Raw genomic sequence first — 19,751 nt, 5'->3', positions numbered from 1 at the left:
AGCGGGGGTACGTGGGTGATGAACCCGTGTGCCTGGGCAACTATTCCGATGTTTTGGCGTACTAACTAATCCTTGACCTGCTCATGGGGATCTGATCCGCCGTCACGTCCGTCGTCCTGGGGCGGCCGCGGAAAATGTTGTGGGATCGGGGCAACGGTTCGGGCGGCTCGTGGACTCCTTTGAACATCTAGGAGGTGCTCATGGGGGAACGGGATCGAAAAGCGGACCGGGACGAGGAGTTCCAGAGCTTCGTCATCGGCCGCTGGCCACGGCTGATGCGTACGGCGTTTCTGCTCACGGGGGAGCAGCACGGGGCGGAGGACCTGGTCCAGTCGACGCTGGAACGGGTCTATGTGGCCTGGCGGAGGGTCGGTTCGGCCGACGACCCGGAGGCGTATGTGCGGCGCGTGATGATCAACGCGCATGCCCGTAAGCACCGCAGGCGACTCAAGGAGTTCCTGGCGCCGAAGGACGACGAGGGGCTGGCGCACGAGCTGCCCGACACCGGCGACCACATCGCCCGGGCCGACGACCGCGGGGCGCTGCTCACGGCGCTGGCCCTGTTGCCGCCCCGGCAGCGGCAGGCGGTGGTGCTGCGGTACTGGGAGGACCTGACCGAGACGCAGACCGCGCAGGCGATGGGCTGCTCGGTGGGCGCGGTGAAGAGCAACGCGGCCAAGGGGATCGCGAAGCTGCGCGCCATACCGGGCCTGGCCGAGACAGTGACACACGGAGGGCGGAAGTGATGAGCGCGGACCGGGAGACGAACCAGGACATGGCACACGGGGACACCACGCACACGGACATCGCCTTTCTGCTGGCGGGCGCGGCGGACGAGGTGGAGATCGGCATAGCCCCCTACCAGGCGGTGGTCCGAGGCGGCCGACGCCGCAGGGCGCGCCGCTGGGCGGTGGCCTCGGCGGCGGCCCTGGTGATCGCCGTGTCGACCGGAACCCTGGCCCTCGCGGGCATCGGCAACGGCGACGAGGTCGTCCAGTTGGCGATCCAGCCCCCGACGGCGGAGGAACGGCATGTGTACGAGCCTCAGCGGAGCACTGTCGCGGAAGGCACGGACCGGAGGAGGGAGTGGTGGGTCACGATCGACGTCTGGGGAGCGCCGAGGAGTGAGGTGGAGGCAGTGCGGCAGTTCAACGCCATGACCGAGTCCGGAGTGAAGCCGCCGTACGCGAAGATCCCCAAGAACCTGGTGGGCAGGGGCTTCTTCGCCGTCAACCTGGTCGTCGACGACGTGAAGAGGCCGGTGATGCAGGGCGAGATCGACAGGACCGACGGCATGTCCGGTACGGATCTGGAGTCGGCCGCGGTCCCACTGGAACCGGACACCTCCGGCCAGTCCGGCGCGCTGAACCGCCTGGTCATCGGCAGGGTGGCCCCCACGGCCCGGACGGTCACCTGCACCTGGGACGACGGCACGACCTCGGTCGCCCGCAAGGTCCCGGCGAACTATGCGCGGAACAGTACGGACCCGGTGATCAGGCCGGTCGCGGGTTCACAGGCGGCCTGGTTCGTCTGCCTCGCGGCAGAAGGGAAGGGGTCCAAGTCGGTGAAGGTCACTGAGTGAGGTGGCAGGACGACGGCGGACAGGTAGCAGGGGAGGGCTGCACATCCAGCCCGTCCGGGGGTTCGGGGGCGGAGCCCCCAGGATGGGACGGGTAGGGGCGGCGGGGGCGAAATCGCACTGCCGGCCGCCGTGAGCGCCCGACGCGCACTAGAGCCACCCCTGCTGCCGGGCCTCCCGCACCGCCTCCGTCCGGTTGCGGGTCCCGGTCTTGCCGATGGCGGCCGAGAGGTAGTTGCGGACCGTCGACTCGGAGAGGTGCAGCTTGACGGCGACGTCGGCGACCGTCGCCCCGTCCACCGAGGCGTTCAGCACGTCGCACTCCCGCCCCGTGAGCGGATTGGGCCCGGCGCTGAGCGCGGCGGCGGCAAGGGCGGGGTCGATGACCGTCTCCCCGGTCAGCGCGCGTCGGATGGCCGCGGCCAGCTCCTCCACGGGGCCGTCCTTGACGAGGAACCCGGCGGCGCCCGCCTCCATGGCCCGGCGTAGGTAGCCGGGGCGGCCGAAGGTGGTCAGGATCAGGACCCGGCAGTCGGGGGCCTGGTCGCGGAGAAGGGCGGCGGCGTCCAGGCCGCTGATGCCGGGCAGCTCGATGTCGAGGAGGGCCACGTCAGGGCGGTGGAGCAGTGCCGCGTCGACGATCGCGTCACCGGCCCCGACCTGGGCGACGACCTCGATGTCCGGCTCCATCCCGAGCAGCAGGGCGAGAGCGCCTCGCATCATTTGCTGGTCCTCGGCGAGGAGGACTCTGATGGACTTCGCGGGACGGTGATCCCGGGGCATCTCGTTCACGGGGTAAGGGTAGGGCGGACAGGGGGGCTGAGCTGGGAGAGAGACGGGGACCCGACCGTCAGGTCGGGCAGTTCGGCCGTCACCAGGAACCCGCCCTGCGGCATCGGGCCCGCCGACAGCGAGCCTCCGACTGCAGCGAGGCGTTCCGTCAGCCCCTTGAGCCCCGTACCGCCGACACCCGGCCGCGTGGACGCGATGGGCGCCGCCATGCCCGTCCCGTTGTCGGCGACTCTCAGGCGCACCCCTTTGCCCGTGCCGCCCGCGGTCACGCTCGCGCCTAGGCCGCCTGTGCCGCCTGTGCCTGCGCCGCCCGCGTTGCCGCTCGTGCCTGTGCCTGCGCCGCCCCCGCTCGTGCCGCCTGTGCCTGCGCCGCCCGCGTTCAGGCTCGCGCCTGTGCCTGCGCCGTCCGCGCTCGTGCCGCCCGCGTTTGCGCTGCCGCCTGTGCCGCCTGTGCCTGCGCCGCCCGCGTTGGCGCTCGTGCCTGCGCCTGCGCCGCCTGTGCCTGCGCCGCCCGCGTTGCCGCTCGTGCCTGCGCCTGCGCCGCCCGCCCTTGTGCCGCCCATCCCCGCGTCGCCTCCACCCGTGCCCTCCGCAGCCGCGCCGCTCACACCCGTGCCCTCCGCACCCGCGCCGCTCACACCCACACCCACCGCACCGACCCCCTCCGTACCAGCCCCCTCCACCGTGATCTCGCAGCGGGTGGCGCCGCTGTGCCGTAGGACGTTCGTGACCGCCTCCCGTACCACCCACCCCAACAGCGCCTCCGCCGCCGACGACAGGGGCGGGCCCGAGCGGTGGATCGCCGGAGTGATGGCCGCAGCCGTCAGGGCCGAGTCCGCCCGGTCCAGTTCCATGGCCAGGCTGCCCTGCCTATAGCCGGTCACCGCCTCGCGGATCTCCGTCAGGGCCTGGCGGCCCACCGACTCGATGTCCGTGATCTGGAGCAGGGCGGCGTCCATGTTCCGGGGCGCCAGACGACGGGCCGCCTCCGACTTCACGACGATCACCGACAGGGTGTGGCCCAGCAGATCGTGCAGGTCGCGGGAGAAACGGAGCCGTTCCTCCTCGACCGCCCGCTGCGCCAACTCCTCGCGCGCTGCCCGCAGTTCACGTACCGCCTCGCTCAGGGACAGGATCGCCGCAGTCACCATCGTCGACAGGAAGGTCCCGTACGCCACGTTCAGCGCGTCCCAGCCGGCCCGCACCGCGGAGACGCCCGCCGCGAGGGCGGTGAGCGTGAGTCCGGTGCGGCCCAGCCACGGGCCGCGCATCACCGCGCCGGTGGCCAGGCCGAGCAGCGGGAAGAAGTACAGCCAGCTGCCGCCGTACACGACCGCCAGCGCACACGTCACCGCGCCCATCACCAGGAGCGCCACCCGCGTCGACCGGGCGTCCCGGGTCTCCTTCACGAAGGCGCGGAACGTGACGTAGATGTAGAGGGAGTTGAAGGTGAGGAGACCCACCGCGCCGATCCAGGGCAGCGGGGTCCGGCCCTGGAGGAGGTTGGAGAAGGAGCCCAGACCCATCAGCAGCCAGGGCAGCAGGGCGAAGCCGGTGGGTGGCGGCCCCGGGTTCTCCGGTTCCGGCACACCCGACTTCCGTGCGGCACGCCGGGCGGCCTTGTACCGCTCCATGTCCGCCCGCCAGCGCACCCGTTCGGCCCGCCACTCGCCCACCTGGCAGGCGGTCTTTCGCATCCAGAACATGGACGACAGCGTACGAAGCGATCGTCGTGCTGGGGCAGATGCCGATGTACGGACTTCGGCAGGACAAATGTCCCGGCCCGGCGCGCCACGCGGCCCGGTACCGCATAGCTGACGCATCGTCAGGAGTATTCACAACTCGGGACCGCTCGGCTATACAACAGGGGGCGCCGGACTGGAACGCGTTCTAGATCGGCCCGTATCGACCTCGGTACGGCCGACGGTGCGGACGGTCGTACCGAGGTCTCAGTCCCGCGAGTCGCCCGCCACGCGAGTCGCCCGCCAAACGAGTTGCCCGTCCTATGAGTTGCCCGTTCCGTCAGTCGATCAGGAGACCCATGCCCATTGACGCCGCCAAGGCCGTCGCCGCCGAACCCCGGTCCGCAGAGATCGCCTGGGGTCGCAAGGACGTCCAGCTCTACCACCTCGGCATCGGCGCCGGTGTCCCCGCCATCGATCCCGGCGAGCTGCGCTACACCCTCGAATCCCGGCTGCACGTCCTGCCCAGCTTCGCCACCGTCGCAGGCAACGACTCCCCGGACGTGATCAGCGGCCTCTCCATGCCCGGCGTAGACGTCGACCTCGCCCACGTCCTGCACGGCGGCCAGAGCATCGAGCTGCACCGCCCGATCCCGGTCGAGGGCACGGCACGCGCCACCGGGAGCATCGCCGCCGTGTACGACAAGGGCAGCGCGGCGATCCTCGTCATGCGCACCGAAGTCGCGGACGCCGAGGGCCCGTTGTGGACGAGCGACGCGCAGATCTTCGTACGCGGAGAGGGCGGCTGGGGCGGTGACCGGGGCCCTCCAGCCGGCTCCCGAAGCCCGACGTCGAGCCCGCGAAGGTCGTCGAGCGGACCGTCCGGGAGGACCAGGCGCTGCTCTACCGGCTCTCCGGCGACTGGAACCCGCTGCACGCCGATCCCGAGTTCGCCGCACGCGCCGGGTTCGAGCGGCCCATCCTGCACGGGCTGTGCACCTACGGCATGACACTCAAGGCGGTCGTCGACACGGTGCTCGGCGGCGACGTCGGCCGGGTCCGCGCGTACCGCACCCGCTTCGCCGGGGTCGTGTTCCCCGGGGAGACCCTGCGCATCCGGATGTGGACGCCCGAGCCGGACCGCGTCCAGGTGCAGGTCACCGCCGTCGAGCGGGACGACGCGCCCGTACTGGCGGACACCGTCGTCGAACACTCATGAGCCGCAAACACGTGGGTTGAGCTTCGTACCAAGCATGTTCCTGAGGGGAGCCGCACCATGCGCGCAGCCGTACTGCACGAGATCGGGCAGGACAAGCTCGACGTCCTCGACGACGTCGAGGCCGTGGGCTTCGGCCCCGGCAAGGTGAGGATCCGGGTACGGGCCACCGGGCTGTGCCACTCGGACCTCTCCGCGATGAACGGCGTACTGCCGCAGCCCGCGCCATTCGTCCCCGGCCACGAGGGCGCCGGGGAGATCCTCGAAGTCGGGGAGGGCGTAAGCCATGTGAAGGTCGGTGACCGGGTCGTCGTCTGCTGGCTGCCCGCCTGCGGCGCGTGCCCGGCGTGCAAGCGCGGCCAGACCGAACTGTGTCTCGCCGGCTTCATGAACGCGGGCACCCCCAACTTCAGGCGCCCCGGCGGCGATGTCTTCGGCATGGCGGGCACCGGCACCTTCGCCGAGGAGGTCGTCGTCGGCGCCGGCTGCGCCGTGCCCATCCCCGACGACGTGCCCTTCGACATCGCCGCCCTCATCGGCTGCGGGGTCACCACCGGACTCGGCGCCGCCCTCAACACCGCTGACGTACAGGCTGGTTCGTCGGTCGCCGTCATCGGCTGCGGAGGCGTCGGCATCTCCGCGATACAGGGAGCGCGGCTCCAGGGCGCCGCCGAGATCGTCGCCGTGGACCCGGTGCTCTCGCGCCGGGAGTCAGCGCTCAAGTTCGGTGCCACGAGGGCGGTTTCGCCGGAGGAGCTGGCCGAAGCCAAGCAACAGGTCACCGCCGGCGAGGGGTTCGACTACGTCTTCGAGGTCGTCGGCCGCTCCGCCACCGCCCGCACCGCCTACGACACCACCCGGCGCGGCGGCACCATGGTCGTCGTCGGCGCGGGCGCCATGGACGACAACCTCCAACTCAACATGTTCGAGCTGTTCTTCGACGAGAAGCGCATCCTGCCGTCCATGTACGGCGGCGGCGACGTCCTGCGGTCCTACGAGCGGACGATCGCCCTCTGGCGCGCCGGACGCGTCGACCTCGCGGGCCTCATCACCCACCGCGTGCCGCTCGCCGGCATCAACGAGGCCCTCGACCAGATGCGCACGGGAACCGCGCTGCGTACGTGCATCGAGATCTGAGAGCCGAGATCCGAGATCCGAGAGCTGAGGGTTGGGAGCGCTGATGTCACTGCCACTTGAGGGGCTCGCCGCGATCGTCACGGGCGCGGGGCGTGGTCTGGGCCGGGTCGAGGCGCTGGAGCTGGCCCGGCTCGGCGCGGCCGTCGTCGTCAACGACTACGGACAGAGCGGCCGGGACGGCTCCGGCGAGGCGTCGGCCACGCCCGCCGAGGAGGTCGCCGCCGAGATCCGCGCGGCGGGCGGCACGGCGACCGCCCACACCGGAGATGTCGCCGATCACCAACAGGCCCGTGAACTCGTCGAGTTGGCCATCGCCGAGTTCGGCAGGCTGGACGTCCTCGTCAACAACGCGGGCATCCTGCGCGACCGCATGGTCTTCTCCATGACGGAGGGGGAGTGGGACGCCGTCATACGGGTCCACCTCAAGGGACACTTCAACACGACCCACTTCGCCGCCGCGCACTGGCGGGGGCGCGCCAAGGCGACCGGCGCACCGGTGTACGGGCGGATCGTGAACACGTCCTCGGAGGCGTTTCTCGCCGGGTCGGCGGGACAGCCCAACTACGCGGCGGCGAAGGGCGGAATCGTCGGGCTGACCACCTCAACCGCCCTGGCCCTCGCCAAGTACGGCGTGACGGCGAACGCGATCTGCCCGCGCGCCAGGACCCGTATGACCGAGGACGTCTTCCGGGACTTCGAGCAGCCGGAGAACGGCGACGGCGGCCTCGACCCCCTTGCCCCCGAGCATGTCGCCCCGCTCGTCGGCTACTTGGCCTCGCCGGCCGCCGCACACGTCAACGGACAGCTGCTGGTCGTCCACGGCGGGATGGTCGCCGTCGTCGAACGCCCCAGGGTCGCCGCCAAGTTCGACAGCAAGCAGGACACCTTCACCTACGACGAACTGGACGCGCTCCTCACCCCGCACTACGCGGGGCGGCCCACCGGGGAGACGTTCGCGGCGGCGGAGGTGCTCGGCCTCAAGCACGGCTGACAGTTGCCGGAGCAGAGAAAAGCGGCCCCGCCCGTAGCCAACCGGGCGGGGCCGCACATTATTTGACGTTCCGTCAGGCCCTGTTGTCGGCCTGCTCGGACGGTTTGCGGTGACGGCCGTGCGGGGTCGCCTCGTCGTTGTGGGCCGAGACAGGACCTCGGTGCTTGCCCTGGCCGTAGCTGTGGCCCGAGGCCTCGTGGGCATCGGCGGACAGCGGCTGCATGGTGCTTGCGTCGTTCATCGGAAAGTCTTCACCCCGTCAACATGATCCTTCTAACAGCCGGATGATCTTAACCAACGCACCTCAAGGTGACACGAGCCGCACACGCCGACCGGGACTAGTTCGTTACAAGCTTCGTCACTTCGTTACCGGGCTTCCCGACCTTCGTCACGAGCCGCCCCAGCGGAGCCTGCTGCAACGGCACCGGCCGAGCCACCGCGACAGGCGCGACAGGCGCGACAGGCGCGACAGGCGCGCGAACGGCAGGATCTACGCCCGACTCCACCCCCACCCCCGACCCCGGCGTCCCGCACACCTCGGGCCCCACGGACGTCTCGGCCCGTACCCGAGCGACCCCGCACGGCATCTCCCCCGTCACGTACGGGAGTTGAAGCTCCCCGTCCCTGCTCCACAGCCCGGCCCCCGGCAACCACCCCTCCGGCGCCGGAAGATGCCGTACCTGCCGCTCCGACGGCCGCCACACCCCCACCCAGCTCCCCGCCGAACCGTCCACGCGCAGCGCCACCCCGCAGCTCTCCGGCGTCAGCATCTGCCCCGGCTGGATCGCGAACGGCGTGAGCGTGCACCCCTCGATCCGCAGGCACTCCGGGAAACGCACCGGAAGCGTGCTGCCGAGCACTCCCCAGCCGAGCCGTTGCCGTCCGCCGGGCGAGGGCGCGTCCGAGCCGATCAGCAGCAGTCCGCTGTCCGCGTCCGCGAGCAGCAGCCGGTCGTCGCTCTCCGCCGAGATCTGGAGCAGCGGCGACACCTCGCCGTCGCGCTCCAGATCGACCACGACCGCCTTCGTGCGCCCCCCGATCTCCCGGTCCAGCGCGAGCAGTCGTCCCGTGCGGTCCAGCCAGACCCCGCCCGAGCAGCGGCCGGGGACCTCCGTGACGTACTCGGGCCCGAAAGCGCCACCCGCGACCAGCCACACGGTCGTCGAACGCTCGCCCAGGGCGAGGGCGTACGCGCGGTCGCCGCCCGGAGCCGGGGGCAGCAGCCGCAGCGGGGTCCCGGGGTCCGGGCACTCGACCGCGCCGAGGGGGAGTTCGCCGGTACCGGGGCCGGTCGGATAGAGAAGCGCGAAGGCGTGGCGGCCGTCGAGCGGACGGTGGATGAGGACCCGCCCGTCGCCCATCGGCAGCACCTGTGTGCCCGGCTCCTCCGGCTGGTTGCCGGGCAGCGGTACGGCGTACGGCTCGGGCCCGTCGAGTGTCCAGCGCTCCGGGAACCAGGAGTCACCACTGCGTGCGAGCCGGGCCGCGTAGCCCCCGTCAGCCGTGATCGCCAACTCCGCCCCGGGACGAGATCCGTCCTTCGCCGTTGGTTCGATCATGGGCTCGATCGCTTCGATCGCACAGACCGTCATCGATCGGTCACCTCCGGCGACGAAGGTAGTTTCGCACGTGCAGACGTGGGACCGGGTGGCGGCCGTTTCACACATAAGGATGGCCAAGTAACGATTCGCCTGAGGAAACGGTGGCGCGTGTGCTGACCGAGTCCGGGGCGACGGCCGGGACGGCAGGGCGGCGGCGCTGGGGCGGACGCACCGGTTCGGCCGTACGGAACAGCCAGGTAGCCTAGCGGCGTGCCCCGTCTGTCTGAAGTCATCGCCGCGCTGGACGCCCTCTGGCCCCCCGGGCGGGCCGAGTCCTGGGACGCGGTCGGCACGGTCGTGGGCGACCCCGACCAGGAGATCTCCAGGGTCCTGTTCGCCGTGGACCCCGTCCAGGGCATCGTCGACGAGGCCGTGAAGCTGGGCGCCGACCTGCTGGTCACCCACCATCCGCTCTATCTGCGCGGGACGACCACGGTCGCGGCGGACACCTTCAAGGGCCGGGTCGTGCACACCCTCATCAAGCACGACATCGCCCTCCACGTCGCCCACACCAACGCCGACCGCGCCGACCCCGGAGTCAGCGACGCCCTCGCCGGCGCCCTCGACCTGAGGGTCGTACGACCGCTCGTACCGGACCCCTCCGACCCCGCCGGCCGGCGCGGCCTCGGCCGGGTCTGCGAGCTGGACCACCCGCTGACCGTCCGCGAGTTCGCCGCCCGCGCCGCCGAACGGCTGCCCGCGACGGCGCAGGGCATCCGGGTCGCCGGAGACCCCGAGGCCCTCATCCGTACGGTCGCCGTCAGCGGCGGCTCCGGCGACAGCCTCTTCGACGACGTACGCGCGGCCGGTGTCGACGCCTTCCTCACCGCGGACCTGCGCCACCACCCGGCGTCGGAGGCCCGCGCCCACAGTGCCCACGGCGCTGGCGCCAGCACCGGCTCTGGCAGCGGCACCCACAACCCCCTCGCGCTGCTCGACGCGGCGCACTGGGCCACCGAGTGGCCCTGGTGCGAGCTGGCCGCCGCCCAGCTCGACGAGATCTCCGACCGGAACGGATGGGGCCTTCGGGTCCATGTCTCCGCCACGGTCACCGACCCCTGGACCGCCCACGCGGCGTCCACCGCCACCTCTGAAGCACTGGGAGCCCCCAACTGAACGCCGAGCCCGCCGACCAGATCCGCCTTCTCGACGTCCAGGCCCTCGACGTACGCCTCCAGCAGCTCGCGCACAAGCGCAAGTCGCTGCCGGAGCACGCCGAGATCGAGTCGCTGACCAAGGACCTCACGCAGCTGCGCGACCTGCTGGTGGCCGCGACGACCGAGGAGAGCGACTGCGCCCGCGAGCAGACCAAGGCCGAGCAGGACGTGGACCAGGTGCGGCAGCGCGCCACCCGCGACCAGCAGCGCCTGGACTCCGGCGCCGTCAGCTCCTCGAAGGACCTGGAGAACCTCCAGCGCGAGATCGTCTCCCTCGCCAAGCGGCAGGGCGACCTGGAGGACATCGTCCTGGAGGTCATGGAGCGCCGTGAGTCCGCGCAGGAGCGGGTCGCGGAACTGACCGAGCGGGTCGGTGCCGTCCAGGGCAAGATCGACGACGCGACCGCCCGGCGCGAGGCGGCCTACGAGTCCCTCGCCGGTGAGGTCGGCACGGCGACGAAGGAGCGCGAGGTCATCTCGGGTTCGGTGCCAGACGACCTCCTCAAGCTGTACGACAAGCTGCGCCAGCAGCAGGGCGGAGTCGGCGCCGCCCGTCTCTTCCAGCGCCGCTGCGAGGGCTGCCGCCTGGAGCTGAACATCACCGAGGTCAACGAGGTGAAGGCCGCCCCCCGCGACGCCGTACTGCGCTGCGAGAACTGCCGCCGCATCCTGGTGCGCACGTCGGAATCGGGACTGTAAGCAAGCAAACAGGTCGGGACAGGTCAGTACAGGTCTGTACAGACCCGTACAGGTCGGTAAGGGGCGTACGGCGTGCGGGAGTTCATCGTCGAGGCCGACGGCGGTTCCCGGGGCAACCCGGGGCCCGCGGGCTACGGCTCCGTCGTCATCGACGCGGCCACGGGCGAGACGCTGGTGGAGGCGGCCGAGTACATCGGCATCGCCACGAACAACGTCGCCGAGTACCGGGGCCTGGTCGCCGGCCTGCGCGCGGCCCACCAGCTGGACCCGAACGCCACCGTCAACGTCCGTATGGACTCCAAGCTGGTCGTCGAGCAGATGTCCGGCCGCTGGAAGATCAAGCACCCGGACATGAAGCCCCTGGCGGCGGAGGCGGCCCGGGTGTTCTCGGTCGTCGGACAGGTGACGTACGAGTGGATCCCGCGCGGTAAGAACAAGCACGCGGACCGCTTGGCGAACGAGGCGATGGACGCGGGCAAGCGCGGCGAACAGTGGTCGGCGTCCACGTCGACGGCGGAACTGGACGCGGGCGTCAGCTCCTCGGCCGCCGACGCCGACACCGGGGCCGCCACGAAGGTGGCCGCCGGCTGGTCCGCGCCCGCCGATCTCGGCCCGCCCGCGACCTTCGTACTCCTGCGCCACGGCGAGACCCTCCTCACCCCCCAGAAGCGCTTCTCGGGCAGCGGCGGTACCGATCCGTCCCTCTCGGACGTGGGCCGGGACCAGGCCGAGCGGGTCGCCGACTCGCTGGCCCGGCGCGGCACGATCGAGGCGATCGTCGCCTCCCCGCTGGCCCGCACCCGGCAGACCGCCGCAGCCGTGGCGACCCGCCTCGGCCTCGACGTCACCATCGACGACGGCCTGCGCGAGACGGACTTCGGCGCGTGGGAGGGGCTGACGTTCGGCGAGGTGCGCGAGCGCTACCCGGACGACATGAACGCCTGGTTGGCCTCCCCGAAGGCCGAACCGACGGGCGGCGGCGAGAGCTTCGCGGCCACCGCACGCCGGATGGCCGTCACCCGCGACAAGCTGATCGCGGCCCACGCCGGCCGTACGGTCCTGCTGGTCACCCACGTGACCCCCATCAAGACCCTCGTCCGCCTGGCCCTGGGCGCCCCGCCCGAGTCCCTGTTCCGCATGGAACTCTCGGCGGCCTCGCTGTCAGCGATCGCCTACTACACGGACGGCAACGCGAGCGTACGGCTCTTCAACGACACGTCTCACCTGCGCTGAGCCCTGTTGCTTATTTGAGAGTGGACGCCTGACGGGCCAGCGCCTCGACCCGGTCCCAGTCGCGTGCGGCGATCGCATCCGCCGGAAGCATCCAACTACCGCCCACACAGCTGACGTTGGGCAGCGCGAGATACTCGGGCGCGTTCGCGGGGCCGATCCCCCCGGTCGGACAGAACCGGGCCTGAGGGAGCGGCCCGGACAGCGACTTCAGATACGCGGTGCCGCCCGCCGCCTCCGCCGGGAAGAACTTCATCTCCCGCACCCCACGCTCCAACAGAGCCACGACCTCCGACGTCGTCGACACCCCCGGCAGAAACGGCACACCGGACGCCCTCATGGACTCCAGCAGTACGTCGGTCCAGCCCGGGCTGACAAGAAAGCGGGCCCCGGCGGCGAGCGCGTCGGACACCTGCGCCGGCGAGATGAGGGTCCCCGCACCGACCACCGCGTCCGGCACGGCATCGGCGACGGCCCGGATGGCGTCCAGCGCGACGGGCGTACGCAGGGTGACCTCGATGGCGGGCAGCCCCCCGGCGACGAGCGCCCGAGCAAGCGGCACGGCATCGACCAGCTCCTCGACCACGACCACGGGAACAACGGGCGCGAGATCAAGAACGGAGGAAACGGGGAGAGGAGCCATGCGCCTCATCCTGCCGCCGGGCTGCAACATACGCAAAGTGGGTTGCACATGTTGCAACAGGACTGCCGTGGCGGCCTGCTCGCCGAGGGCCGGGATGCGGGCGTGCGCGACACCCGTGGCCCTGAGGTCGCCGGTGGCGCCGGATTTCGTTCCGATGAATAGCAGGTTGTTTCGGCGGGCCTAATGCCGTTGCCGGATATTCGATCACGCTGTTACGCTCCGCTCGCGTCCTCGACCGCAGAAAGGAGGTGGGAACCGTGAGCCAGCTGACTCTCATGTGCTCCCACCCCGTTCCGAGGACGCCGAGGATCTGAAGGGGAGCACGTCGCTACCCGGAAGGACCCCTCACATGACCGATCTGGTCATCCGCCCCCTCGCCGCAGGCGAAGAGGCACTTTTCGAATCCCTGCCCGATCCAGGTGTGGTCGGCTTTGCCGCCTTCGGTGATAGCTATACGGGGATGGCTGCCGCCGGTGAGTACCGCCCTGAGTGGACCTGGGTGGCCCTGCGTAAAGGCGTCGTCGTCGCGCGGGCAGCCTGGTGGGCCGGGCCGAAGGACGACAAGCCGGTCGCTCTGGACTGGTTCGACTTCACGGACGTCAGTGCGGCCGTACAACTCCTCCGCGCCTCACCGCTGCAGGCCGAGTACTCACTCAAACTGCCGCCCGGCTGGCGCGACGTCCCCGCAGTCAGGGAGCAGGCCCAGGCCCGGATCGACGCGGCAATCGCCGCAGGAATGGCTCCTCTGGTCGAGCGGTTCCGCTACCGCTGGACACCGGACTGCGGCGTGCCCGCGCGCCCGGGCCGCCTCGAATTCCGTCCCGAGCCAGACGACGCGGCGATCTTCGACGTATTCCGTCGTATTCACCAGGGCAGCCTCGACGGTCATGTGCGCCGCACCATCGCCGCGTCCGGGCTGGATGCGGCCGCTCAGGAAGAACTGGACTTTCTACGCTGGTTGCCGAGCCCACGCGAATGGTGGCGCCTTGCCTACAACCCCGCCGGGGAACTCGTCGGACTGAGCGTCCCCGCCCGCAACTACGGAGACCCTCTCATCGGCTACATCGGCGTCGTGCCCGAGCATCGCGGCCACGGATACGCCTATGACCTGCTCGTCGAGGCTACGCACAAGCTCGCTGACGAGGGCGTGGACCGCATCGTGGCCGGGACTGACCAGACCAACGTGCCGATGGCCGCCCACTTCGCGAGGGCCGGCTACCCCATCGCCCAGGAACGCATCGATTTGATCTGACCCGGAGACAGGAACCGGTTGGGGGGCTCGGGGTGCGACAACCCGAGCACCCCAGCTCGCTCCTGCGACTCCTGCCGGGCTGCACGCCTGTGAACCCGCGCCGTCCTCGCCGTAGAGTTCCGGTGCTTCCGCGTCGGTCAGTGGCCGCAGTGCGCCAGCGGCTGGAGTGGAAGCGGAAAAGCCGTAGCGGCCGAGCACGTTGAGGTTGCGTCAGCGAAGCGGACCTGCGTACCAGAAGAGCGCGATGGGTCAGTCCACCGATCGCGTCGACCGGCCACGTCGATGCCCAGGAGGGAGAGCACGTTTGCCACAGCGCTTTTCTATTTTTTGCACGCTGGAAGCGGCCTCGTGCCCCTGCGTTGCGTCCGTTCCCGAAAAGGGGCGAGCGCCCGTCCTGACCCTCGTCGACCAGAACACCCGCCGACCCGGCAACGGCAGAGTAATCGTCAAGACCTGTGGATCGGTTGAGCTCAGTTTCGTTCGGGTGACTTGATCGCGACGAGTTCGACTTCGAAGCCGTCGTCGTTCTCCAGGTAGGCGGCGTAGTGCTGTGCGCCGCCGGCGTACGGATGCCGCTCGGGGAACAACAGGTGCCAGCCGTGCTGAGCGGCGTCGGCGGTCAATTTCTCGACGGTGGCGGCATCTTCGATGTGGAACGCCAGGTGGTTGAGGCCTGGGCGGCGGCGGTCGTGCTGTTCGGCGGTGAGGGCCGGGGACTGCTCGATGACCAGGTAGGTCGGCCCGAGCCGCCAGCTGCGGCCGCCGTCCCAGCTCTGGAAGAGGGCGTAACCCAGCGCCTCCAGCAGCCAGCCGAGCGAGGCGAGCGCGCGGTGGAGGTCCGGAACCCACAGCTCGACATGATGCAACGTGCCGTGCGTCGGTCGGCTCATGCGGCAATGCCTTCTCGAGTATGTCCCGTGAGTTCGTGACTCCGGGAATGTGCGGGTAGGGCTGGCGGGAGGAGGTGCGCCGCATGCCGTGCGGCCAAAGAAGGAACCCCGTGGCCAGCACCGCCGGGTAGGGCGCTGCAGACAACCAACTACCCGTGACTCAGTGAATCTCGTCCACCAGCACATCCAACGCCCACGCAGCCCCCGCCCCCCTCGGCGGAGCCTCCACTTCCACCACATACCCGAGATCCCGCAACGCCTCCACCAGCTCCCCCGGCCCGGAGGGCACCGCACCCGCGCTCACCAGACTCCGTACGATCCGCCCCTTGGTCGCCTTGTTGAAGTGGCTGACGACCTTCCGGGTCGGCGCATGCAGGACGCGCACAGTGGCCGTCCGCCCAGCCACCTCCCCCTTCGGCTTCCAGGCCGCCGCATAGGCGGAGGACCGCAGATCGAGGACCAGCCCGTCACCGGCCACGTCGGGAAGGACGGCGGCCATCGGCGCACGCCAGTGCCCGGTCAGCGCGCCGAGCCCGGGCAGCTTCACGCCCATCGAACAGCGGTACGAGGGGATGCGGTCCGTGACCCGGACGGCGCCCCACAGCCCCGAGAAGACCAGCAGCGAACGCGCGGCCCGCCTCTTCGCGGCCGCGTCGAGAGAGGCGAGGTCGAGGGCGTCGTACAGCACCCCCGTGTAGACCTGCCCGGCGGGCCGCGCCCCGGCCGTCAGCAGGTCGACGTTCTTGGCGACCTCCCCCCGCAGCCCCTCACTGAGCCCGAGCACCTCACGCGCCTTGTCCTCGTCACCGACACACAACTCGACGAGCTCCCCGAGAACGGCCTCCCGAGCAGCCGTGAGCCCCGGCAGGGACAGCGACTCCAGCTTCAACGGGGCGCCACGCCCCGAAGCGGCCTTGCCTTCGGAGGGAGGCAGCAGGACAAGCACGGTGGTTCTCCAAACGGGTACGCAGCGGACGACGCGCGTCAGATTACGTGGAATCCGTGGTGAGGCGGGCCCGCCGGATTGTGCCTACGCTCGTTTCATGCCCCGCCGCCACATACGCGTGACCGGCGCCCCCGAAGCCCCCCTCCGGGCCGCCCTCACCGCGCTGCGCACCGAACTAGGCGTCCCCGACAGCTTCCCGCCCCCGGTACTGGCGGAAGCGGACCGGGCGGCGAAGGCCCCCGTGCTCCCGGCGACGGACGCCACGGACATCCCGTTCCTCACCATCGACCCGCCCACGTCCACGGACCTGGACCAGGCGATGCACCTGTCCCGCCGTCCCGACGGCGGCTTCCGCGTCCGGTACGCCATCGCGGACGTCGCCGCCTTCGTCGTACCCGGCGGCCCCCTGGACACGGAGACGCACCGCAGAGTCACCACCCTCTACTTCCCGGACGAGAAGACCCCGCTGCACCCGCCGGTGCTCAGCGAGGACGCGGCGAGCCTCCTCCCGGGCCGGACCCGTCCGGCCGCCCTCTGGACGCTCGACCTCGACGCGGACGGCCGTACCGTCGCCGTGGACGTCCACCGGGCCCTCGTCCGCAGCCGCGCCAAACTCGACTACGCGGGTGTGCAGCGCGAACTGGACGCCGGTACGGCGGAGGAGCCGCTGGCCCTCCTCAAGGAGATCGGTGAGGCGCGGGAACGCCTGGAGGTCGAACGCGGTGGCATCTCCCTCAACGTCCCCGAGCAGGAGATCGTCGAGCAGGACCACACGTACTCACTCACCTGTCGCGCAACCCTGCCCGCCGAGGGCTGGAACGCCCAGATCTCCCTCCTGACGGGCATGGCGGCGGCCGACCTGATGCTGACGCACGGCACGGGAGTGCTCCGCACCCTCCCCGCCGCCCCGGACGGCGCCGTCGGCCGCCTGCGCCGCACCGCGCACGCTCTGCACATCGACTGGCCGCACCATGTCTCGTACGCGGCCCTGATCCGCTCCCTCGACCCGCACCTCCCCGCCCACGCGGCGTTCCTCCAGGAGTGCACGACCCTGCTGAGAGGCGCCGGCTACACGGTCTTCCGGGACGGCCACCTCCCGGAGATCACGACCCACTCGGCCGTAGCCGCCCCCTACGCCCACTGCACGGCCCCCCTGCGCCGTCTCGCAGACCGGTACGCCTCGGAGATCTGCCTCGCCGCCGTCGCCCAACAGCCCACGCCCGACTGGGTGCTGGCGGCACTGGACGCCCTCCCAAAGGAGATGACAGAGGGCGGCCGACGAGCGGGGGCGGTGGAACGCGGCTGCGTGGACATCGTCGAGGCGGCACTGCTCAAGGACCGGGTGGGGGAGGTCTTCGAGGGTTGCGTGGTGGACGTGGAGGAACACAGACCCACGATCGGGACGGTCCAGTTGGAGACTCCGGCGGTGGTGGCACGCATCGAGGGCGACGGGGTTCCGTTGCCCCTGGGGGAGCGGTTGCGGGTCCGGCTCACCCGGGCCGAGCTGGGGGCGGCGGGGGTGCGGTTCGCTCCCGCGTGAGCCGGACTTCCGACGTGATCGTGTGCCACGATCGAGGGAACGGTTCCCGATCTCATGGACAGGTGATCAGCCGATGTCCCAGTCTGGCGAGCGACCGAAGGAGGGGCGTGACATGACTGCCGTGGCTCATGAGCCCACCACCATGGCTGAGGGCCTGCTGGAGATTTTCCTGTCCCTCGACACCCCGGAGGGCTTCCGGGCAGAACTGATCGAGGGGGAGATCGTCGTGACACCGCCGCCGGACGGGGACCACGAGGACTACATCGAGCTGGTCCTGGACCAGGTGTACGGGAATTCTCGGACCAAGATGCAGTTCTCCGGCACCAAGGGCCTGAAGGTGCCGAGCGTAGGCGACAGTCCGAAAGACCACGTAATTCCGGACGGCACCTTCGCTCCCAAGGAACTGCGGCTCTACAGGGGCAAGGGCTCCTGGATGCCCTGCGACGGCGTGGCCATGGTGCTCGAAGTGACCTCGTCGAAACCCAGGGCCGACCGCGAGGCCAAACGCCGTTGCTATGCCCGCGGCGCTATTCCCCTCTACCTGCTGGTCGACCGCGAAGCCTCCTCGATCACCCTGTTCAGCGACCCGGTGAAGGACGACTACCGCCAGCACTGCACCCTCCCGCTGGGCAAACCGGTGTCCCTCCCTGAGCCCTTCGCCTTCGAACTGGACACGTCGGAGTTTCTCTGACGCCCGCGAAGTAACGTGGAACCGTGAACGCAGGCGGCGGCACACGGGAACAGGCACTGTGGACCAGAGCGAGACTCGGCCACCGGGGCCCCGCCCTGGACCTGCTCACCGCCCGCTTCGACCGGCACGTCTACGCCCCGCACGCCCACGACGAGTTCACGGTCGGGCTGTGCGTCGACGGCTCCGAGGTCATCGACTACCGGGGCGGCCGACTCCACCCCAGGCCCGGCTCGATCGTCGTACTGGACCCCGGAGAGATGCACACGGGCGGCCCGGACACGGCCGACGGCTACGCCTACCGGGCCCTGTACGCCGACGTTTCCCTCCTCACCGACGGCACCACCGGCGGCCTCCCCCACTTCCGCGAGCCCCTCCTCGACGACCCCGAACTGGCCGCCGCCTTCCGCGCCGCACACACCGACCTGAGCACCTGCCCGGACCCCCTGGAAGCCGAGTCCCGCCTCCCCTGGCTGCTCACCGCCTTGGCCCGCCGCCACTCCACGGCCCGCCCGACACCCGACAACCTCCCCGGCGCGGACCACATAGCCCACGCCGTACGAACCCGCCTGGCCGACGAACTGACCACCCCGCCCTCCCTCGCCGACCTCGCCACCGACCTGGGGCTGTCCCGCTACCAACTTCTGCGCGCCTTCCGTACGACGGTCGGGATACCCCCGTACGCCTGGCTGGCACAGCACCGGGTGACCCGGGCCCGCGGCCTGCTGGACGCCGGCCTACGCCCCGCCGAAGTCGCGTCCCTCGTCGGCTTCGCCGACCAGGCGCACCTGACCCGCTGGTTCCGGCGGGTACTGGGGGTGACGCCGGCGGCGTACCGCAACAGCGTTCAAGACGGCGGACGCTGAGCCGGCCGACACTGCCCGCATGACTGCACGCGGCTGGTTGTTGTTCTCCCTGATGGGAGTGGTCTGGGGTATCCCGTATCTGCTGATCAAGGTCGCGGTGGAGGCGGACCTGTCGCCGTCAACCGTGGTGTTCACGCGGTGCCTGCTGGGCGCGGCGATCCTCCTCCCCTTCGCGATCCGGCAAGGCGGCCTCCCGCGCACGGTACGCACGTACTGGCGCCCGATGCTGGCCTTCGCGGTCATCGAGATCATCGGCCCGTGGTGGACCCTGACGGACGCGGAACGCCACCTGTCCAGCTCCACCGCGGGCCTCCTGATCGCAGGGGTACCGATAGTCGGGCTCGCGCTGGCCCGCTTCTTCGGCGGTACGGAAAGGCTGGGGGCCCGCCGGCTCACGGGCCTGACCCTGGGCCTGGCGGGCGTCGCGGTCCTCACCGTCCCGCACCTGACAGGCGGCGACGCCCGGTCGCTCGCCGAGGTCCTGCTGACGGTGATCGGCTACGCCACGGCCCCGCTGATAGCGGCGCGCCATCTGAAGGACGTCCCCTCGCTGCACCTCACGGCGCCCTGCCTGGCGCTGGCGGCCCTGGTCTACGCGCCGGCGGCGGTGGCCACCCGCCCGGCCGCGCTTCCGTCCGCGCACGTACTGGCAGCCCTCGCTGTCCTGGGCGTGGTCTGCACGGCCCTCGCCTTCGTGGCGTTCCTGGAGCTGATCAAGGAGGTCGGGCCGACCCGGGCGACGGTGTTCACATACGTCAATCCGGCGGTCGCGGTGGCGGCGGGCGCCGTGTTCCTGGACGAACCCCTGACCGCCGGCATCCTCGCCGCCTTCGCCCTGATCC

17 protein-coding genes and 3 pseudogenes are annotated in these 19,751 nt (G+C 70.8%); 13 read left to right on the top strand and 7 right to left on the bottom strand.

The window, feature by feature from the left end; genetic code table 11:
* Window positions 1-200: 200 nt before the first annotated feature.
* Both QA861_RS36715 and QA861_RS36710 read left to right on the top strand, forming a co-directional pair.
* Window positions 201-746, top strand: coding sequence for a SigE family RNA polymerase sigma factor (locus tag QA861_RS36715; RefSeq protein ID WP_334593063.1), 546 nt, complete (start codon window positions 201-203; stop codon window positions 744-746).
* A complete protein-coding gene (locus tag QA861_RS36710; RefSeq protein WP_334593062.1) occupies window positions 746-1,582 on the top strand; it encodes a hypothetical protein in 837 nt (278 codons plus the stop codon). The genes QA861_RS36715 and QA861_RS36710 overlap by 1 nt, the downstream gene beginning before the upstream one ends.
* 147 nt (window positions 1,583-1,729) lie before the next feature.
* On the opposite strand, the gene QA861_RS36705 is transcribed toward QA861_RS36710, so the two are convergent.
* Window positions 1,730-2,362 carry a response regulator gene (locus QA861_RS36705; RefSeq protein WP_334594960.1) on the bottom strand — a complete coding sequence of 211 codons (633 nt, stop codon included), beginning with the start codon at window positions 2,360-2,362 and terminating at the stop codon, window positions 1,730-1,732.
* A 497-nt stretch (window positions 2,363-2,859) separates the two neighbouring features.
* Window positions 2,860-4,077: pseudogene (locus QA861_RS36700) on the bottom strand (sensor histidine kinase); the annotation flags it as partial.
* Between the two features lie 335 nt (window positions 4,078-4,412).
* Here QA861_RS36700 and chsH3 point away from each other — a divergent pair.
* From chsH3 to QA861_RS36685, 3 genes and pseudogenes are all read left to right on the top strand, one after another.
* A pseudogene (chsH3, locus tag QA861_RS36695) lies at window positions 4,413-5,272 on the top strand (enoyl-CoA hydratase ChsH3).
* 57 nt (window positions 5,273-5,329) lie between these two features.
* Window positions 5,330-6,406, top strand: coding sequence for a Zn-dependent alcohol dehydrogenase (locus QA861_RS36690; protein ID WP_334593059.1), 1,077 nt, complete (start codon window positions 5,330-5,332; stop codon window positions 6,404-6,406).
* Between the two features lie 43 nt (window positions 6,407-6,449).
* Window positions 6,450-7,397 (top strand): 3-oxoacyl-ACP reductase, encoded by a 948-nt coding sequence (locus QA861_RS36685; RefSeq protein WP_334593058.1) that lies wholly within the window; start codon window positions 6,450-6,452, stop codon window positions 7,395-7,397.
* A gap of 73 nt (window positions 7,398-7,470) precedes the next feature.
* On the opposite strand, the gene QA861_RS36680 is transcribed toward QA861_RS36685, so the two are convergent.
* Together QA861_RS36680 and QA861_RS36675 are read right to left on the bottom strand one after the other, a co-directional pair.
* A complete protein-coding gene (locus QA861_RS36680; protein ID WP_334593057.1) occupies window positions 7,471-7,638 on the bottom strand; it encodes a hypothetical protein in 168 nt (55 codons plus the stop codon).
* A 97-nt stretch (window positions 7,639-7,735) separates the two neighbouring features.
* Window positions 7,736-8,989 carry a hypothetical protein gene (locus QA861_RS36675; RefSeq protein WP_334593056.1) on the bottom strand — a complete coding sequence of 418 codons (1,254 nt, stop codon included), beginning with the start codon at window positions 8,987-8,989 and terminating at the stop codon, window positions 7,736-7,738.
* A gap of 219 nt (window positions 8,990-9,208) precedes the next feature.
* Here QA861_RS36675 and QA861_RS36670 point away from each other — a divergent pair, with 219 nt between their 5' ends.
* From QA861_RS36670 to QA861_RS36660, 3 genes are all read left to right on the top strand, one after another.
* Window positions 9,209-10,114, top strand: a complete 906-nt coding sequence (locus tag QA861_RS36670) for a Nif3-like dinuclear metal center hexameric protein (RefSeq protein ID WP_334593055.1) — start codon at window positions 9,209-9,211, stop codon at window positions 10,112-10,114.
* On the top strand, window positions 10,111-10,854 hold the full coding sequence (locus tag QA861_RS36665; protein WP_334594959.1) for a zinc ribbon domain-containing protein: 744 nt from the start codon (window positions 10,111-10,113) through the stop codon (window positions 10,852-10,854). The genes QA861_RS36670 and QA861_RS36665 overlap by 4 nt, the downstream gene beginning before the upstream one ends.
* Before the next feature lie 72 nt (window positions 10,855-10,926).
* A complete protein-coding gene (locus QA861_RS36660) occupies window positions 10,927-12,087 on the top strand; it encodes a bifunctional RNase H/acid phosphatase (protein ID WP_334593053.1) in 1,161 nt (386 codons plus the stop codon).
* 10 nt (window positions 12,088-12,097) lie between these two features.
* On the opposite strand, the gene eda is transcribed toward QA861_RS36660, so the two are convergent.
* Window positions 12,098-12,736, bottom strand: coding sequence for a bifunctional 4-hydroxy-2-oxoglutarate aldolase/2-dehydro-3-deoxy-phosphogluconate aldolase (gene eda, locus QA861_RS36655; RefSeq protein WP_334594958.1), 639 nt, complete (start codon window positions 12,734-12,736; stop codon window positions 12,098-12,100).
* A gap of 340 nt (window positions 12,737-13,076) precedes the next feature.
* Here eda and QA861_RS36650 point away from each other — a divergent pair, with 340 nt between their 5' ends.
* Complete coding sequence (locus tag QA861_RS36650; RefSeq protein ID WP_334593052.1) at window positions 13,077-13,979, top strand: GNAT family N-acetyltransferase; 903 nt, start codon at window positions 13,077-13,079, stop codon at window positions 13,977-13,979.
* 470 nt (window positions 13,980-14,449) lie between these two features.
* Here QA861_RS36650 and QA861_RS36645 read toward each other — a convergent pair whose 3' ends face one another.
* Together QA861_RS36645 and yaaA are read right to left on the bottom strand one after the other, a co-directional pair.
* Window positions 14,450-14,869, bottom strand: coding sequence for a VOC family protein (locus QA861_RS36645; RefSeq protein WP_334593050.1), 420 nt, complete (start codon window positions 14,867-14,869; stop codon window positions 14,450-14,452).
* Between the two features lie 160 nt (window positions 14,870-15,029).
* Window positions 15,030-15,815 (bottom strand): peroxide stress protein YaaA, encoded by a 786-nt coding sequence (gene yaaA, locus QA861_RS36640; RefSeq protein ID WP_334593049.1) that lies wholly within the window; start codon window positions 15,813-15,815, stop codon window positions 15,030-15,032.
* A 97-nt stretch (window positions 15,816-15,912) separates the two neighbouring features.
* Between yaaA and QA861_RS36635 the strand changes: the two genes are divergently transcribed.
* From QA861_RS36635 to QA861_RS47280, 4 genes and pseudogenes are all read left to right on the top strand, one after another.
* A complete protein-coding gene (locus QA861_RS36635) occupies window positions 15,913-17,355 on the top strand; it encodes an RNB domain-containing ribonuclease (RefSeq protein WP_334593048.1) in 1,443 nt (480 codons plus the stop codon).
* Between the two features lie 112 nt (window positions 17,356-17,467).
* The gene (locus QA861_RS36630) at window positions 17,468-18,046 is read left to right on the top strand and encodes a Uma2 family endonuclease (RefSeq protein ID WP_334593046.1); all 579 of its coding nucleotides are present in this window, start codon (window positions 17,468-17,470) and stop codon (window positions 18,044-18,046) included.
* Between the two features lie 23 nt (window positions 18,047-18,069).
* The gene (locus tag QA861_RS36625; protein WP_334593045.1) at window positions 18,070-18,909 is read left to right on the top strand and encodes an AraC family transcriptional regulator; all 840 of its coding nucleotides are present in this window, start codon (window positions 18,070-18,072) and stop codon (window positions 18,907-18,909) included.
* 19 nt (window positions 18,910-18,928) lie between these two features.
* Window positions 18,929-19,711 (top strand): annotated as a pseudogene (locus QA861_RS47280) (DMT family transporter); the annotation flags it as partial.
* Window positions 19,712-19,751 lie beyond the last annotated feature (40 nt).

It is taken from the genome of Streptomyces sp. B21-083 (assembly GCF_036898825.1).
In the GTDB taxonomy this organism is placed as follows: Bacteria; Actinomycetota; Actinomycetes; order Streptomycetales; family Streptomycetaceae; genus Streptomyces.
This window is presented reverse-complemented; position numbering and strand designations above follow the sequence as displayed.

What these genes read in the sequence shown, in the direction of transcription:
- QA861_RS36715 (WP_334593063.1), top strand. Translation starts at nt 201, where the DNA reads ATGGGGGAACGGGATCGAAAAGCGGACCGGGACGAGGAGTTCCAGAGC.
- QA861_RS36710 (WP_334593062.1), top strand. Translation starts at nt 746, where the DNA reads ATGAGCGCGGACCGGGAGACGAACCAGGACATGGCACACGGGGACACC.
- QA861_RS36705 (WP_334594960.1), bottom strand. Translation starts at nt 2,362, where the DNA reads ATGCCCCGGGATCACCGTCCCGCGAAGTCCATCAGAGTCCTCCTCGCC.
- QA861_RS36690 (WP_334593059.1), top strand. Translation starts at nt 5,330, where the DNA reads ATGCGCGCAGCCGTACTGCACGAGATCGGGCAGGACAAGCTCGACGTC.
- QA861_RS36685 (WP_334593058.1), top strand. Translation starts at nt 6,450, where the DNA reads ATGTCACTGCCACTTGAGGGGCTCGCCGCGATCGTCACGGGCGCGGGG.
- QA861_RS36680 (WP_334593057.1), bottom strand. Translation starts at nt 7,638, where the DNA reads ATGAACGACGCAAGCACCATGCAGCCGCTGTCCGCCGATGCCCACGAG.
- QA861_RS36675 (WP_334593056.1), bottom strand. Translation starts at nt 8,989, where the DNA reads ATGACGGTCTGTGCGATCGAAGCGATCGAGCCCATGATCGAACCAACG.
- eda (WP_334594958.1), bottom strand. Translation starts at nt 12,736, where the DNA reads ATGAGGCGCATGGCTCCTCTCCCCGTTTCCTCCGTTCTTGATCTCGCG.
- QA861_RS36650 (WP_334593052.1), top strand. Translation starts at nt 13,077, where the DNA reads ATGACCGATCTGGTCATCCGCCCCCTCGCCGCAGGCGAAGAGGCACTT.
- QA861_RS36645 (WP_334593050.1), bottom strand. Translation starts at nt 14,869, where the DNA reads ATGAGCCGACCGACGCACGGCACGTTGCATCATGTCGAGCTGTGGGTT.
- QA861_RS36635 (WP_334593048.1), top strand. Translation starts at nt 15,913, where the DNA reads ATGCCCCGCCGCCACATACGCGTGACCGGCGCCCCCGAAGCCCCCCTC.
- QA861_RS36630 (WP_334593046.1), top strand. Translation starts at nt 17,468, where the DNA reads ATGACTGCCGTGGCTCATGAGCCCACCACCATGGCTGAGGGCCTGCTG.